The sequence below is a fragment of the Halothiobacillus sp. DCM-1 genome (assembly GCF_045689735.1).
GTDB lineage: Bacteria > Pseudomonadota > Gammaproteobacteria > Halothiobacillales > Halothiobacillaceae > Halothiobacillus.
On record NZ_CP142685.1, the window covers coordinates 528319 to 542613 of the forward strand.

Genomic DNA, 14295 nt, shown 5'->3' on the forward strand with positions numbered 1-14295 from the left:
GCGCGCGCCGAATCGTTTGCGTAGGCAGCCCGTAGATCCCGTTTAAACCAGACGACACAAATGGGTGGCATGGTATTAGTGAACTATGTTTTGATCTCACCTGAGTGTAGACGAGCGGCGGGGCATGAGCCCGGTAAGGAGCGATCGATGATGGGTTCATATCCACAATGGTTGGCAACCGGCCTGCTGGGGCTGGTTTGGAGTACCTTCGCTGCGGCCGCACCCCCGCCGGAGGCGGCCAGTTGCGCCGCCTGTCATGGGGCGCAGGGGCAGGGAATGCCCGCGGCGAACTATCCGCGACTGGCCGGTTTGCCTGCCGGGTATCTCGCGGAGCAGTTGCAGCATTTTGCGGACGGTAAACGGCAGAATGCCATCATGGCGGGCATGGCCAAGCCTTTGAGCCCCGAGGCGATTCAAACACTGGCCGCGTATTACGCCAGCTTGCCGGTACCGACCGAGGCGGCCGGCAGTCCGCCGGAAGCCGCCCTGCTCGAGCGGGGGGCGTGGTTGGCGCAGTATGGTGACCTGGCGAAGGGCGTACCAGCCTGCTTTCGTTGTCATGCGGCGGAGGGCGTGGGTGTGCCGCAGCACTTTCCGCCGTTGACGGGGCAGTCGGCCAAGTATCTGGCGGATCAAATCACTGCCTGGCAGCAAGGCACGCGGCGCGGGGATCCGCTGGGCTTGATGCAGACGGTAGCCACGCGGATGTCGGCAGAAGATACTCAGGCGGTGACGGCGTATTTGGCGGCTCAAAAGCCGAAGGCGGCGGTCGTGAGTCAACCAGGGCAAGGAGGTGGGCAATGAATCGCGCATACTGGATCTTCGCGGTGGCGGGAGTTTGGGCCGTTTCGGCGACCTGGGCCCTAGCGGCAGAGGGCGCGCCGATGGGGCCGCCGATTCCGTCCGCGCCGAATGCCGCCACGCTGACCGGCGCGACCTTCGTCCCGCCCGATCAAGCCAAATTGCCGGCGGATGAGTTTGGCAAAATGGTCAAGCTGGGGCGAGATTTGATGTATGACACCAAAAAATACGCGCCGCAGTATGTGGGGAATGCGTTGAATTGTGTGAATTGTCATACCGACGGCGGCGCTATGGCCGGTTCCGCGCCACTCTGGGGGGCGTGGGTGAGCTACCCGGCGTACCGCAGCAAAAATCACAAGGTCAATACCTTCGAAGAGCGTTTGCAAGGCTGTTTTACCTTCAGCATGAATGGCAAGCCGCCGCCCTTGGGGAGTGAGGTGCTGGTGGCCTTGTCGTCTTATGCCTACTGGCTGGCCAAAGGGTTGCCTGTCGATGAGAAAGCCGCCGGACGCGGGTATCCCGCCGCGCCGAAGCCCGAACAGGCGCCGGATTACGCGCGCGGTGAGAAGGTGTATGCCGCGCGTTGTGCGCTGTGCCACGGCGCGGAGGGGCAGGGACAGGTCGTCAATGGTCAGGTGGTTTTCCCGCCGCTGTGGGGCGATCAGTCGTTCAACTGGGGCGCGGGGATGGGGAGTATCAAAAATGCGGCCAATTTCATTTTCGCCAATATGCCCTACGGCATGAGTTATAGCTTGAGCCCGCAAGAAGCCTGGGATGTGGCCTATTTCATGGATGCGCATGAACGCCCGCAGGATCCGCGTTGGCAAGGCTCGGTGGCGGCAACACGGGCGAAATTCCACGATAACCCGAACAGCCTGTATGGCACTCAGGTCAATGGGGTGTTGCTGGGGGATACCGGCGCGCCAAAGCCGATGCCGTGATGCGCGGTTCGAGGACGGGAACCTAAAAAGCAAAGCCCCGAGCAATCGGGGCTTTGTAGCTTTTGCCGGGGCGCTGCCCGGCTGCTTGTTGGCGCTTAGTGCTTGGCGGCGGCTTCAGCCCCGATACCAGTTTCCGAGCGCACGAACTGCGGGTGGAACAAGGCGCGTTCTGCCATCGCGCGCGGGCTGCGATCGGTGACCGAAAACAGCCAGGCGAGCAGGAAGGCGACCGGCATCGAGAAAATGGCCGGGTCTTTATACGGCACGATTGGTGCCGCGAAGTGGAACACATCCACCCACACGGTTTTCGACAGCACCACCAGGGTGACCGCTGTGATCAGGCCACCGAGCCCACCAGCGACGGCGCCCCGGGTCGTCAGATTTTTCCAGTAGATCGAGAGAAACAGAATCGGGAAGTTTGCCGATGCCGCCACGGCGAAGGCCAGCCCCACCATGAACGCAATGTTTTGCTTCTCGAAGGCAATCCCGAGCAGGATGGCCAGAATGCCGAGCGCGATGGTGGCGATGCGGGAGGCGCGCATTTCGGTTTTCTCATCGACCCGGCCATGACGGAAGGCGCTGGCGTACAGATCGTGCGAAACCGCTGAAGCACCGGCCAGAGTCAGACCGGAAACCACCGCCAGAATCGTCGCGAAGGCCACCGCTGAGATAAAGCCCAGGAAAATATCGCCTCCAATGGCGTGCGACAGATGAATCGCGGCCATGTTATCCCCGCCGATCAGCTTATTGGCCGCCGTCAGATAGTGCGGATTCGTCGCCACCAGCACGATCGCGCCAAAGCCGATGATGAAGGTGAGAATGTAGAAGTAGCCAATAAAGCCCGTAGCAAAAAACACCGAGCGGCGCGCTTCCTTGGCATTGGAGACGGTGAAAAAGCGCATCAGAATATGCGGCAGCCCCGCGACGCCGAACATCAGCGCCAGTCCGAGAGAAATGGCTGAGATGGGGTCGTGAATCAGGCTACCGGGCGCCATGATGGCCTCATGCTTCGGGCTGACCTCGATGGCCTTGCTGAACAGCGCGTTGAAATCGAAGCCGAAGGTATACAGCACCGCCAGTGCCATGAAGGTCGCGCCGGAGAGCAGCAGAATTGCCTTGATGATTTGCACCCAGGTGGTCGCCAGCATCCCGCCGACGGTGACATAGACCATCATCAGCACACCAACGATGACCACCGCGTAGGTATAAGGCAGGCCGAACAGCACCTCGATGAGCTTGCCGGCGCCGACCATCTGCGCAATCAGATACATCAGCACCACGATCAGCGAGGAGACTGCTGCGACGGTGCGGATCGGGATTTGTGCGAGCCGGTAGGAGGCTACATCCGCGAAGGTGTATTTACCGAGATTGCGCAGCTTTTCGGCCAGCAGGAACAGCATGATCGGCCAGCCGACGAGAAAACCGATCGAATAAATCAGCCCGTCGAAGCCGTTGGCATAAACCAGACCGGCAATGCCGAGAAAAGAGGCGGCGGACATATAGTCGCCCGCCAGTGCCAACCCGTTTTGAAAGCCGGTGATATTGCCGCCCGCGGCGTAAAAATCTTTGGCGGTTTGTGTTCGCCGACCCGCCCACCAGGTGATGAGCAGCGTGAACACCACAAACAGCACAAACATGCTGACGGCGGGCAGGTTCACAGATTTGCCACCGGCATCCGCTGCGAATGCGCCGGAAGAGAACAGCAGGGCGGCGAGCAGGGCAGATAGGCCTGCCGCGAGGGTCAAGGGGGAGTTCATTGATGCGCCTCCTGAATCTTGCGCGTGGCGGCATCAAATACGGTGTTGGCCTTGTGTACATAGAGCCCGGTCAGCACGAAGGCAAAAACGATCAGCACAAAACCAATCGTGATGCCGAGCGAGAGCGGTGAGCCGGCGGCCACTTTGGTGGCAAAAAAACCGGGCGCGTAGGCAATCACCAGAATGAAGGCGAAGTACGCAGCCATCATGATCAGTGCCATCCGCCAGCCGTAGGCAGTGCGACGCTGGATGAGGCGTTGAAATTCCGGATCATTGGCGATCCGCTCGGCGAGATCTTGTTGCATGGCGCTTCCTCTGGTTATGAGTGGTTGCCCGCCGTCGGCGCGCTTCCTGCGTGGGCATCGTTGGCGCGGCTCTCTGCGTCGCGCGGCGATTATACGCACAATTTCCGTGCATTCGACTGGCCGCCCGAATAAATAGTCAATAAAATCATTAAAATAGATTAATGTTCTAATGCCGCCAGAATGGCGGGCGATCATGGCACAATGCCTCACTCCCTAAGGGGGAGCCGTGACGGGCGGATGCCTGCTGAAATCGTCTGGGGGTGTGCTATGCAAGAAACGATTTTTTCCAAAATCATCCGGCGAGAGATCCCGGCAACGATTGTGTTCGAGAATGAACGCATTCTGGCCTTTCGGGATATCAATCCTCAGGCGCCGGTGCATATTCTGGTCATTCCGAAGAAAATCATTCCGACGCTGAACGACATCACTCCCGAGGATGCGCCGCTGATCGGGGAGCTGTTCGTGGTTGCCGGGCAAATCGCGCAGGCGGAAGGGATTGCCGAAACCGGTTACCGCACGATATTCAATTGCCGTGATGACGGTGGGCAGGAGGTCTACCACCTCCATCTGCATGTGCTGGGTGGCCGCCCCATGCGCTGGCCACCCGGCTGAGTGGCGACTCCTGCGGTTCAAATGAATAACTTAAACGAAGTGATGAGTGATGTCTGATTCTACCGGGGCAGTTCGTATTTCCTGCATTGTGCCGGCCTTCAACGAGGCGGAAAATCTGCCCGCATTGCTGGCGGCACTCAAAGCACAGTTGGATGCTTTGACGACGCAGTGGGAAATTGTGCTGGTGGACGATGGCAGTCGCGATGCGACCCGGCAAGTGCTGGCGGCGTATGCCGACTGGCCGGGGCTGGTGGTTCTGCACCTTTCGCGCAATTTTGGCAAGGAAGCGGCGTTGAGCGCGGGGCTGGATTTTGCGCGGGGCGAGGCGGTGTTCTTGCTCGATGCGGATCTCCAGCATCCGGTTGCCATGATGCCGGTCATGCTGGACGCCTGGCGGGCGGGGGCGCAAATGGTGTACCTCGTGCGTGCCAACCGCGATGATGAGCCGTGGTGGAAGCGGGTGGGTTCACTGACACTGTACCGCTTGATCAATTATGGCGCCGTCGTGCAGGTGCCGGCGGATGCCAGCGATTTCCGGTTGCTGGATGCCAAGGTGGTGGCGGCGCTGCGACAATTGCCGGAACGCAATCGATTCATGAAAGGGCTCTATGCCTGGGTGGGTTTTCGCACGCAGGCGCTGCCCTACACGCCGGACCCGCGTCTGCATGGACAATCCTCCTTCTCTGGTCGTCGACTGCTCGGTTTGGCGCTCACGGGGTTGACGGCGTTTTCCAATATGCCGCTGCGGCTGTGGAGTGTGTTTGGTTCAGTGCTGGCGCTGATTTCTTTGGGTTATGGCGCGTATGTCACGCTGGCGTATTTTCTGGAACAACGACCGGTCGCCGGTTGGACGACTATCGTCGCGGGGATGATGCTGTTTGGCGGTATCCAGTTGATTTCTATTGGGATTCTGGGTGAGTACCTCGGGCGAGTGTACGACGAAGTCAAGCAACGCCCTCGGTATTTGCTCGATGAGGTGCAGGACAACAGCCCGTTTCAGCCGGATCGTCCGGACGCCCCACGCGCCGAGACGCAAGGGGATCGCGTTTGATCTCCCGCCGGGTGTTGCTGTTTGGTCTGGTGGGGCTGACTGCGGCGCTGGTGCATTGGGTGGTGGTGTGGCTGTTGGTGCAACACGGGAAGTTCGCGGCGCTTTGGGCAAATCCGTTCGGATTCTTCGTGGCATTCTGGGTCAGTTATTTCGGCCATCGTCATGGCAGTTTTGCCGAAAAGAATCACCGCCACCGTATTCGTGAGACCCTGCCGAAGTTCGCCCTAGTGGCCAGCGCCGGGTTCGTGCTCAATGAATTCTTGTTCTTTCTCTTACTGCGCTGGACGCCCTTGCCCTACACCGTAGCGCTGATTCTAGTGATTGGCATTGTCGCCGTAGGGACTTTTCTGGCCAGTCGCCATTGGGCTTTCGTGCGCGCCGAAGCTTAGCTGTGGGGCATCAGTTCGTCTCGCGGGATGCGCAACCAAAACAGTACACCGCCGTGCGCTGGTCGGATGCGATCGGCGTCTTACCGCTCAACAGCGGCAGTTTGGCGGCTTCATCCTTATGAATGAAGACCCAGACCGGCGCGGCGGTGCCCTGATCTGCTGCCTGGGCTTCCTCGGCCAGCTTGTGTGTAGAAATCAGGATTGATGACGCGCGCGCCGGATCAAATTTGGCCGAGGTATAAAGCTCCGTATTGGCGCCATCGGTTTTGAACAGTGCCGGATCATGCCATTCCCCCGTCACCTGCACCGGCGTGGCGCGATTGAGGTAGAACGGCACGCTAAAAAAATAATAGTTGTAGAACACCACCCGTGCTGCCGCGCTGATTTGTGGCCGCACCTGTTCGGTGAGTGCCTTGTGCGATTTTTTGTCGATATGGTGAAAAATGAATACCGAAGTCATGCTCAGGCTGGCACCGATCACGCTGCCCAGCCAGAGGGCGCGAATCCAGCGGTTTGGCGCGGGCGAATGGGTTAGGGCGGCATCAAGCCACAGGGCACCGAGCAGGGTGAGGGCGGGGACGGTCGGCAGGATATAACCGATCAGTTTCGAGGTCGGGATCGAGAAAAAGACCAGGATGCTCAGCAACCAGATCAGCCCGAGATTTCTCAGGCTGGCGGGTGTATTGGCATAAAGATATTCGCGGGGTCGCTTGAAAAAATGGCCACCGATCGCGAGTACAGACCAGGGCAACAAGCCCCCGAACAGTACCAAAACATAGTAATAAATCGGCTGAGGGTTATTGAAGGTACTGTCTAAATAACGATCAAACTGCTGATAGATAAATGTGTAATGCAAAAATCCGGGGAATTGCCGCTCCATGAGCAGAAACCACGGCAACACAAGGGCAGCAAAAACAATCAGGCCGGGGATCGAAATCAGTTGGTACAGTTGCCGGTAACGGCGCTGCCACAAAATCCAGAAGGTGATGGCCATGCCCGGCAGCACAAAACCGATCATGCCCTTGGTCATCATCCCCAGCCCCGCCGTCGCATAGGCCAACACTAGCACCCAGCCGGCGCGTTGCCCGGCGGCGAGCCGTTCGCTGGCGTGGGCGAGCAATAGCACAGTGATGGCAATCAACGAGCCGACCAGCGTATCCATGCTGGCAAACTGGCTGGCATCAAAAAATAACGGGAATGTCGCCAGTAGCAACACCGCCAGCGCAGCGGCGCGCCGACTGGCATGGTGGTTCAAGAACCAGAACAGGGTGCCCGCGACGCTCAGGCTCGCCAGAAAAGGCGCCAGACGAGCCGCCCATTCGTGCACACCGAATACACCGAGACTGCCGGCCGTGATCCAGTAAAACAACGGCGGCTTGTGGAAAAAAGGCAGACCATCCAGGCGCGGAACGAGCCAGTCACCGCTGTGGAGCATGCCGAGCGCCACGCTGACATAACGCCCTTCATCCGGTACGAACAGCGCCCGCAGATTCAGCGTGCAGCCCACCCACAGCGCATAGAGAGCCAAAATCAGCCACGGTCGATTTAATAACCAGTGCCCCGTACGGGTGAATGCGTTGTGGGGTTGCAGCGAGGGCATCGGGTGATCTCCGGCAAAAGGCGCCGGGCATGGTATCACTCTCCGGGGGGTGGCTTGACGCTAATCCGCGTGACGGTGGTGCTTGGGTGGTGTACCCAATGCAAGGCGATATTGCAGGAACGCTTGGGTGAAATGCTGGTTCACCGCCTCCATCCGGCCGTCGAGATTACTGTCTAGCGCAACCGAGCTATGTGTGCGGGAAATTTGTAGTCGCAGGGATTGCCGGGTATCGATCTGCCAATCGACCAGGGCGGAACGCCGGGAAATTCCTTCAAACTGGCTGTTTTGGCGCGGGCAGCGCAGATTGGCATAGGGCGGCGCGCAAAAATTCGGCGCGGCGTCCCGCAGGGCTTCCTGAATATGACCGGTTACATCGAACCGGAGTCCTGCCGTCCAGCTCGGCGTCACTCTGTAGCGCGCCTGAACATAATAGCCGTCCGCATTCAGGGTGCGGGGTTGGCCGATATTCCAAGGCTTGGTCTGATGAAAATTGAGCAGCAAATCCTTGCGTTGATAAAAATATTCCGCCATCACATCCCAGCCGCCCTGAGTTGGCTTTTCAGTCATTTGGGCATAGCGCAATCCGGCCACCAAGGTGTCGGTGTGACCCTGCAATGCATGATCGGCATCGTTGATGCCCGGATGGAACTGATGCAATTCCTGATGCATCCGACCATGTACCCATCCCAGATTTGCGCCCCATTCCTGCCCTGCCATCGGTGAGATCGCCAGACGGCCAAACACCGTCCAGATGGTCGGCCAATCTGGTCTTACTCCAAAAGGTACGGATACTTTCTGCCCTTGAGTAGTGGTGAATGCGGTGGGATTGGGGCGCAGGGCAGCTATGGCCTCATTCCCCCCGGTGAGTGCTTCCAGCCCGATTTTCGTGCGCCAAGATGATTCGTGATGTTCCCAGCTTGCCTGCGCGCCGTTCCCGCCCAACCCACCGGCGAGTAAGAGTTGGTAGGGCAGTGGTTGATCGACGAAATCCCAAGCATGAGGATGCAGCGCATTTTGCCAACCCACCGCACTCAAGAACTTACCGAATTTCAGCGCGGTGCCCGAGTCACGCGCGCGCCCACGCAACCAAGCCTCTTCCAGCGCGATGGTTCGACCATCGGTAGTAATATTCAGTCGCCCGTCCAGATATCGCCCGTAGGCCGCGCTCAAGGAAAATTCGGCGCTGCGGAAATTCAACCCAGAATGCAGCGCACCGCCGTGCTGATGGCCACCCCCCGTGGCGAGGTCATCGCTGTGGGTGTTGAAGATCCCATTGGGATTCTGCACAAACCCAGCGCCCTTTCCGGCTACTGAGTCTTTATAGCCTACAAGATCGAGGTAAAATCGGGATTCGACAACCAATTCATCCGCCCGTAAGGAGGAGGCTGCCATCCAGCACAAGGCGGCAAAAAGTATGCGAATGAGCTGAGTGCGTTGGGAGAAGTGCATTCGTTATGATATTTCATATCTATTATGCGCATTTTGTAAAATCTGTTACCCCCTCGCCAAGCAACATCGACTAGGCGGACAATTAATCAGCCCGGCAAATCCGATATGGCTAGAGCGCTCAGGGCGTGCTTAGGCTTGACAAGCCGGGAGCGTTTATTCATCATTCGCCACCTTGCAAATCCCCCACTGAAATGCGTGTTTCAGTGAAATAAGCAAGGTCGCTGGAAGTTTGTGGTCTGTGGATTCCCGCAGATCTCCCGGTTTCTGGCGGTGATTCCGCTCCTTCAGACGAGCGAGAATCCAATCACGGAGGTTTGGCAGAGCGGTTGAATGCACCGGTCTTGAAAACCGGCAAGGGTTTACCCCCTTCCAGGGTTCGAATCCCTGAGCCTCCGCCACTATTCGGTGGCATTCGCTTGATTCCAAAGCGGATATCAAACAATCCAGATGATCATGCCCACACCCATGCCCACACTTTAATGTTTGGTAGGAAAGTGCGGTGACATGGCCATCTGGATTCTTCTGAATTTCTTCGATGACAAAGCACCCCTGATCAGAGCTAGTCGCTTGCTTGGTGGATTGACAAGTATTCTGTAGTGGTCTAATCAAACCGGACACTGATATAGGCGAGAATGCTCGCCGAATAGAGGTGTCTGATGAGCAAGCAACGACGTACATTTTCAACAGAGTTCAAACGGGAAGCAGCCCTGTTAGTGCTGGATCAGGGCTATACTTTGGTTGAAGTCAGCCGATCGGTTGGTGTTGTCGACTCGGTTCTACGCCGGTGGGTGCAGCAACTGCAGCGGGAGCGTCATGGCATGACGCCAAAGAGTAAGGCGCTGACGCCCGAGCAGCAAAAGATTCAGGAGCTTGAGGCGAAAATTCAGCGCCTTGAACGCGAAAAGGCCATATTAAAAAAGGCTACCGCGCTCTTGATGTCGGAAAATCTCGATCCTATACGTTGATTGACCAGTTAAGCCATCAAGAGCCCGTTGAATTGTGCTGTGCGGTATTCGGTATTTCCCGATCCTGTTACTACGCGTATCAACGCAGACGCCAGAATATTGATGTTGAGCGGATGATTCTGCGCAGCCAGGTGAATGCACTATTCACACAGAGCCGAGGCTCTGCGGGTAGTCGCAGTATCATGACGATGATGCGGGAAGATGGCATAAGTATTGGCCGCTTCAAGGTGCGCCGTCTGATGCAGGAACAGGGCCTAATCAGCAAGCAGCCCGGCTCGCATGCGTACAAGCAGGCGACGGTTGAACGGCCGGATATTCCCAATCGGCTGAATCGGGAATTTGATGTGTCCGCACCAAATCAGGTGTGGTGCGGTGATATCACCTACATCTGGTCTCAAGGGCGATGGCATTACCTGGCCGTCGTGCTGGATTTGTATGCCCGTCGTGTGGTGGGTTGGGCTTTCTCGAGCAGCCCTGATGCTGCGTTGGTCATCAAGGCATTGGAGATGGCACATGAGCAGCGAGGTCGACCACAAGGGGTATTGTTCCATTCGGATCAGGGTGGGCAATATGCCAGCCGTTTGTTCCGGCAGAGGCTATGGCGCTACCGGATGCAACAGAGCATGAGTCGTCGGGGTAACTGCTGGGACAACGCACCAATGGAGCGGCTGTTTCGTAGCCTGAAAACCGAGTTGATACCGTCCAATGGTTATACGACAACTCAGGAAGCACAGCGTGATATCAGTCATTATTTGATGCACCGATATAACTGGTTCAGGCCTCACCAGTTCAATGAGGGACAGCCACCAGCCGTCGCTGAGAAAAAACTTAATTTACTGTCCGGTTTTTGTTGACCACTACAGGCACGGCCTGGTTGATTGAGGCCGCTCCGCGCTTCACCTGCAAGCCCCTTTCAGTGCTCAGACCTTGAATTCAGTGGGATGGTAATGCTGTTAGCGAGCAGACAGTGTGAAGTTTGCCGAGCCTGCCTCTGGGAAATAGCTATCCAATACTGGCTCTGGGTAACAAATCAGCGCTAGCTGGCCTTTTTGTCGATGTCGTCTTTCAAGAGTTTGACCATTTCTTTGTGATGATCATTCACTTCCTGATCGCCCCACTGTTTTGTTTCGGCAATGCTTGCCATTAGCGCAAGTTTGGGGCTTTGCTCGATGATGTGCTTGTAGGCGGCTTTCGTTTCCGGAAGATCGTTACTGAACCGCGCGTTGTCGCTGACGCTCAAGAGCGCAAGATTGCCCAGACAGCCGAGGTATTCTTTGGAAACCTTGCCCTTTCCTATTTGACCATCCCTCGGATTTTGCGGATAGAAATGTTCAATCGAGTTTCTGAAGGTGAATCTGAACTCCGGCTTTCTTTCGCCCTTTTTATCCCTGTCATTCTTCCACAGTAGATAATCCAGGTAGGTGAAGACGATGCGTTCGATACCAAAGTCATTTGGTTGCCCATCGGGACCAAAGTAGGCGTCAGCCACTTTATCCCGAGCGTAATTTTGCAGTTCAGAAATCAGTAGCGATTGGTCGAGTATTTCTGTGCCTTTTTGCTTATCGACCAGTAGTTTGAGCAGCCGGGTGATCCAGTGCATGGTTCGCGGTGAGGTGTAGGTCACGCGCAGCATGGATTCCAGCATCAATAGCTCCCTGGTTGCCACATCGGTATCGTCTCCGTCTTTTTCATGCTGAGCAATCGAATAGGTATTCCTGTAGCTCGCAGCCTTTTCTTTTTCCTTCTGGAACAGAATTTGAAGCGACCAAACCCCTTCGTTAATGTAGGCTCCGGTGTGTTCGCGCTTGATGAAATAGCTGTCAAACAGATTGCGGCATCGCAGCAGTTCAAAAGCGAACCGTTTGGCTGTTTCCCGCTGTCCCTTTTGATCTTTAACCTGCAAGAGTTGGGTAAACCGTTTGACGAGCGCCTTGTCGTCCAGTTGCCCCTCTCTTTCAGTGGCATCGTCCTCTAGGACGATCTTGAGGACATGTAACAGGAATGAAGGGAAGGAGATGATCGAACGGAAGCGTACCGTGCCATCGTCTTCCCGACCCTCATCGATGCCCATCTGGCGGTACTCTTCTATCGCATCGGCTAGCCTACGCGCCTTGTCGAATTTGCCCTCGCTGAACCCAGGCGATTCGTGAATTTTCAACAAGTCATCAAAGCTGCCCACCTGGACGAAGGACCAGTTGTCGCCAAAAACTTTTTGGCGCAATGTCGTATCTTTGGGGGTCAAGGTCATCTGCACATAGGCATCCATGTCGGCGCAGGCGTTCCAGATCCAGGCAAAGCAGGCAAGCTCAGCGTCGCCGTCCAGATGCGACATTAATCTAGCCTTGACGATATCGACCTGCTGGAGTTGCTGTCCGCGCGTGTTCATGATCTCGAAGTAGCGATTCAAATCGGTGCTGGCAGGCAGCCGCACCCGCACGACGGTGACATGATCAAGAACAAAGTCGGTGAATCCTTTCTTGGCTTCGTTTGTGATGCGTCGCTTGAGATACTGTTCAATGATTTTGTGTCCTTCGCGAATACCTGCATCTTCGCTGCAATCCTCTGCCGTCTGATTGTTAGCAGATGCAGTGTGTGAGAGCGTCGTCGTGGCGCGGGGGCGTGACTGGTACTGCAATCCACCCAGCTGGCTTTTCTGGCCTAATAAGCCCAACAACAGATACAGCGTCGTGAGCCGTTGCTGGCCGTCGATTACCTCGTAATTGGATAATTTGGAGAACTTGGAGACGATTAGATTGCCGAGGAAATATCCCTTGGCATGGTCTTCAGCATGGTTTTCAAACGCATCTTTAATATCGTCGAGCATCTGTTCGATCTGTTCCGCTTGCCAAGCGTAGTTGCGTTGATAGATCGGCACGGTATAGCCTACTTCACCATTAAACAATTTGCGGATGTTCAGCAATTCGGGGCGAAGTTCCTCTGTTTGTAGGTTAGTTTCGTTCATTGATTTCAAATCCTTTGGATGTCAGAAAGTCGACGAGTTCATTTTCGTGGTGGTTGTCACTGTCCTTAGGTCGACTGATGTTGATGGGTAAGCCGCGTAACTCACCAGCAGAAACGGCGTTTCGAATCAGCTTGAATGCCGATATTTGCGGGTCGCAATCACTCGCGAGGTTGTCGACTGATTGGTACTGCACTCTGTACTGTTTTATCCGCGGCGCGTAGGCCCAGGCGAAGAGACGGTCGCGCATTTGGCTGAAATTTTCCTCACCGAATTTGTTGGTGTAATACAGCGCCACCGCGAGGTAGAGATCGGCAACATAACGATAGCGGCTGGGAGGGGGCTCTGTTCTTGCTCCATCGTCAGAGACCCGATAGAACGGAAACTCCTTATCTTGACTTTGATAGCGCCCTTTTAACTCACTGAACATATCCATGGTCAGGCGGTTCACCTCGGCAAGCATGAATGTGATGCGCTCAAAGAAGAGGTGCCCGGCCACGAGCGGGGCGTCCAACTGGAAGCGGGCATGCTGGATGGCGCGATATTGCGCATCTGCGCTTGATTTCTCGTTACAAACTGCCGAACCCATCAGCGTCAACAGGGGTATCGTGGCTTGGGCGAGGTTGTGGTAATGCGCGTGGGGCGGGCTGTCTTTGTCGGGAGATATTCCCTTGAATAGACCGATGTCCTGCGCGGTGAATTGCGGTGCGCGTTCTCCGCGTAACCAGCGGCTGATGCGGTAGAGGTAGCGTGAGAACAAGCGATCGAGCGCTGCATCACCCGCAGACTCCCAGGCTTCGACCAGCGCCACGGTCATGGCGGGGGATCTGTCTTGTTTGCGCATGGCGCGTAGGTGATAGGCCTTGAGCAGATCGTGCGGTGCCAGCGGCTTGCCCCGGTAGTTCTGGGAGTCGAATATCCGAAAGGCTTCGTCGATGTCTTTTGTAACGATGCGGATCAATTGGCATCTTGTCTTGATGAACTCGGCTAGTTTTTTATTTTCATCTTCCGGCTCCTTTTCTCCCTCTCTGTCAGGCTGAGTGTTCACTGGGCGCTTGATTTCTAGCTTCACGGCCCTGATCACCCGCACGATTGGCGGGGTGTCTTTGTTGGGTATGTCTTTGTATTTATCAGCGTCACTCAACAGTTCGAGCAACAAGCACAAGGTAATCAGGCGCTGCTGGCCGTCGACTATGTTGAACGTCCCATTGTCGTTGTGGAGGATTACCGCACCCAGAACGTAGGGTATGTCGTTCTTTTGCCGTGCGGCCTCGCGGATGTCATCCAGCAACTGCAGGGCAGTATCCGGTCGCCAACTGTAAGGACGCTGGTAGGGAGGGATCATTAGCGCTTCGTTGAGCAAAACGCCAACTGTGGTTGGTTCGACGCTGACGCTATTGCCCGTACCGGTGATGCTCATGATATTCCTCATTTACTGAACTTGATGCAGTATGCCAATCAGGTCT

The 14295-nt window shown here is 56.3% G+C and carries 12 protein-coding genes and 1 tRNA gene; 7 read left to right on the forward strand and 6 right to left on the reverse strand.

Annotated elements, in window-relative coordinates:
* Nucleotides 1–147 precede the first annotated feature (147 nt).
* Complete coding sequence (locus VOI35_RS02530; RefSeq protein ID WP_407276335.1) at nucleotides 148–804, forward strand: c-type cytochrome; 657 nt, start codon at nucleotides 148–150, stop codon at nucleotides 802–804.
* Nucleotides 801–1742 (forward strand): c-type cytochrome, encoded by a 942-nt coding sequence (locus tag VOI35_RS02535; protein ID WP_407276336.1) that lies wholly within the window; start codon nucleotides 801–803, stop codon nucleotides 1740–1742. The genes VOI35_RS02530 and VOI35_RS02535 overlap by 4 nt, the downstream gene beginning before the upstream one ends.
* 95 nt (nucleotides 1743–1837) lie before the next feature.
* On the opposite strand, the gene VOI35_RS02540 is transcribed toward VOI35_RS02535, so the two are convergent.
* Complete coding sequence (locus VOI35_RS02540; protein WP_407276337.1) at nucleotides 1838–3499, reverse strand: cation acetate symporter; 1662 nt, start codon at nucleotides 3497–3499, stop codon at nucleotides 1838–1840.
* A complete protein-coding gene (locus tag VOI35_RS02545) occupies nucleotides 3496–3804 on the reverse strand; it encodes a DUF485 domain-containing protein (protein ID WP_407276338.1) in 309 nt (102 codons plus the stop codon). The genes VOI35_RS02540 and VOI35_RS02545 overlap by 4 nt, the downstream gene beginning before the upstream one ends.
* A gap of 267 nt (nucleotides 3805–4071) precedes the next feature.
* On the opposite strand from VOI35_RS02545, the gene VOI35_RS02550 reads away from it, so the two are divergent.
* Genes VOI35_RS02550 through VOI35_RS02560 form a run of 3 tightly spaced genes read left to right on the forward strand, consistent with a single transcriptional unit; the run spans nucleotide 4072 to nucleotide 5856 of the window.
* Complete coding sequence (locus VOI35_RS02550; RefSeq protein ID WP_407276339.1) at nucleotides 4072–4416, forward strand: histidine triad nucleotide-binding protein; 345 nt, start codon at nucleotides 4072–4074, stop codon at nucleotides 4414–4416.
* A 49-nt stretch (nucleotides 4417–4465) separates the two neighbouring features.
* Nucleotides 4466–5467: a glycosyltransferase family 2 protein gene (locus VOI35_RS02555; RefSeq protein ID WP_407276340.1), complete on the forward strand. Its 1002-nt coding sequence runs from the start codon at nucleotides 4466–4468 to the stop codon at nucleotides 5465–5467.
* On the forward strand, nucleotides 5464–5856 hold the full coding sequence (locus tag VOI35_RS02560) for a GtrA family protein (RefSeq protein WP_407276341.1): 393 nt from the start codon (nucleotides 5464–5466) through the stop codon (nucleotides 5854–5856). Before VOI35_RS02555 ends, VOI35_RS02560 begins: the two co-directional genes overlap by 4 nt.
* A gap of 10 nt (nucleotides 5857–5866) precedes the next feature.
* Here the strand turns inward: VOI35_RS02560 and VOI35_RS02565 are convergent, their stop codons facing one another.
* Both VOI35_RS02565 and VOI35_RS02570 read right to left on the reverse strand, forming a co-directional pair.
* Entirely contained in the window at nucleotides 5867–7456 is a 1590-nt protein-coding gene (locus VOI35_RS02565; RefSeq protein WP_407276342.1) for an ArnT family glycosyltransferase, read from the reverse strand.
* Between the two features lie 60 nt (nucleotides 7457–7516).
* Nucleotides 7517–8743 (reverse strand): hypothetical protein, encoded by a 1227-nt coding sequence (locus tag VOI35_RS02570; RefSeq protein WP_407276343.1) that lies wholly within the window; start codon nucleotides 8741–8743, stop codon nucleotides 7517–7519.
* Nucleotides 8744–9213: 470 nt separating this feature from the next.
* Between VOI35_RS02570 and VOI35_RS02575 the strand changes: the two genes are divergently transcribed.
* Both VOI35_RS02575 and VOI35_RS02580 read left to right on the forward strand, forming a co-directional pair.
* Nucleotides 9214–9303: transfer RNA gene (locus tag VOI35_RS02575), tRNA-Ser, on the forward strand.
* 258 nt (nucleotides 9304–9561) lie between these two features.
* Nucleotides 9562–10724, forward strand: a protein-coding gene (locus VOI35_RS02580; RefSeq protein ID WP_407276344.1) for an IS3 family transposase whose coding sequence is annotated in 2 segments (ribosomal slippage) — nucleotides 9562–9817 and nucleotides 9817–10724 — 1164 coding nt in all. Because the reading frame shifts where the segments join, the coding sequence is not laid out codon by codon here.
* 182 nt (nucleotides 10725–10906) lie between these two features.
* Here the strand turns inward: VOI35_RS02580 and VOI35_RS02585 are convergent.
* Both VOI35_RS02585 and VOI35_RS02590 read right to left on the reverse strand, forming a co-directional pair.
* Entirely contained in the window at nucleotides 10907–12832 is a 1926-nt protein-coding gene (locus VOI35_RS02585) for a DUF262 domain-containing protein (RefSeq protein ID WP_407276345.1), read from the reverse strand.
* Entirely contained in the window at nucleotides 12819–14249 is a 1431-nt protein-coding gene (locus tag VOI35_RS02590) for a DUF262 domain-containing protein (RefSeq protein ID WP_407276346.1), read from the reverse strand. The genes VOI35_RS02585 and VOI35_RS02590 overlap by 14 nt, the downstream gene beginning before the upstream one ends.
* Nucleotides 14250–14295: the final 46 nt, after the last annotated feature.

Coding starts and splice junctions, on each gene's coding strand:
- VOI35_RS02550 (WP_407276339.1), top strand. CDS start 4,072: ATGCAAGAAACGATTTTTTCCAAAATCATCCGGCGAGAGATCCCGGCA.
- VOI35_RS02545 (WP_407276338.1), bottom strand. CDS start 3,804: ATGCAACAAGATCTCGCCGAGCGGATCGCCAATGATCCGGAATTTCAA.
- VOI35_RS02555 (WP_407276340.1), top strand. CDS start 4,466: ATGTCTGATTCTACCGGGGCAGTTCGTATTTCCTGCATTGTGCCGGCC.
- VOI35_RS02535 (WP_407276336.1), top strand. CDS start 801: ATGAATCGCGCATACTGGATCTTCGCGGTGGCGGGAGTTTGGGCCGTT.
- VOI35_RS02590 (WP_407276346.1), bottom strand. CDS start 14,249: ATGAGCATCACCGGTACGGGCAATAGCGTCAGCGTCGAACCAACCACA.
- VOI35_RS02530 (WP_407276335.1), top strand. CDS start 148: ATGATGGGTTCATATCCACAATGGTTGGCAACCGGCCTGCTGGGGCTG.
- VOI35_RS02565 (WP_407276342.1), bottom strand. CDS start 7,456: ATGCCCTCGCTGCAACCCCACAACGCATTCACCCGTACGGGGCACTGG.
- VOI35_RS02585 (WP_407276345.1), bottom strand. CDS start 12,832: ATGAACGAAACTAACCTACAAACAGAGGAACTTCGCCCCGAATTGCTG.
- VOI35_RS02540 (WP_407276337.1), bottom strand. CDS start 3,499: ATGAACTCCCCCTTGACCCTCGCGGCAGGCCTATCTGCCCTGCTCGCC.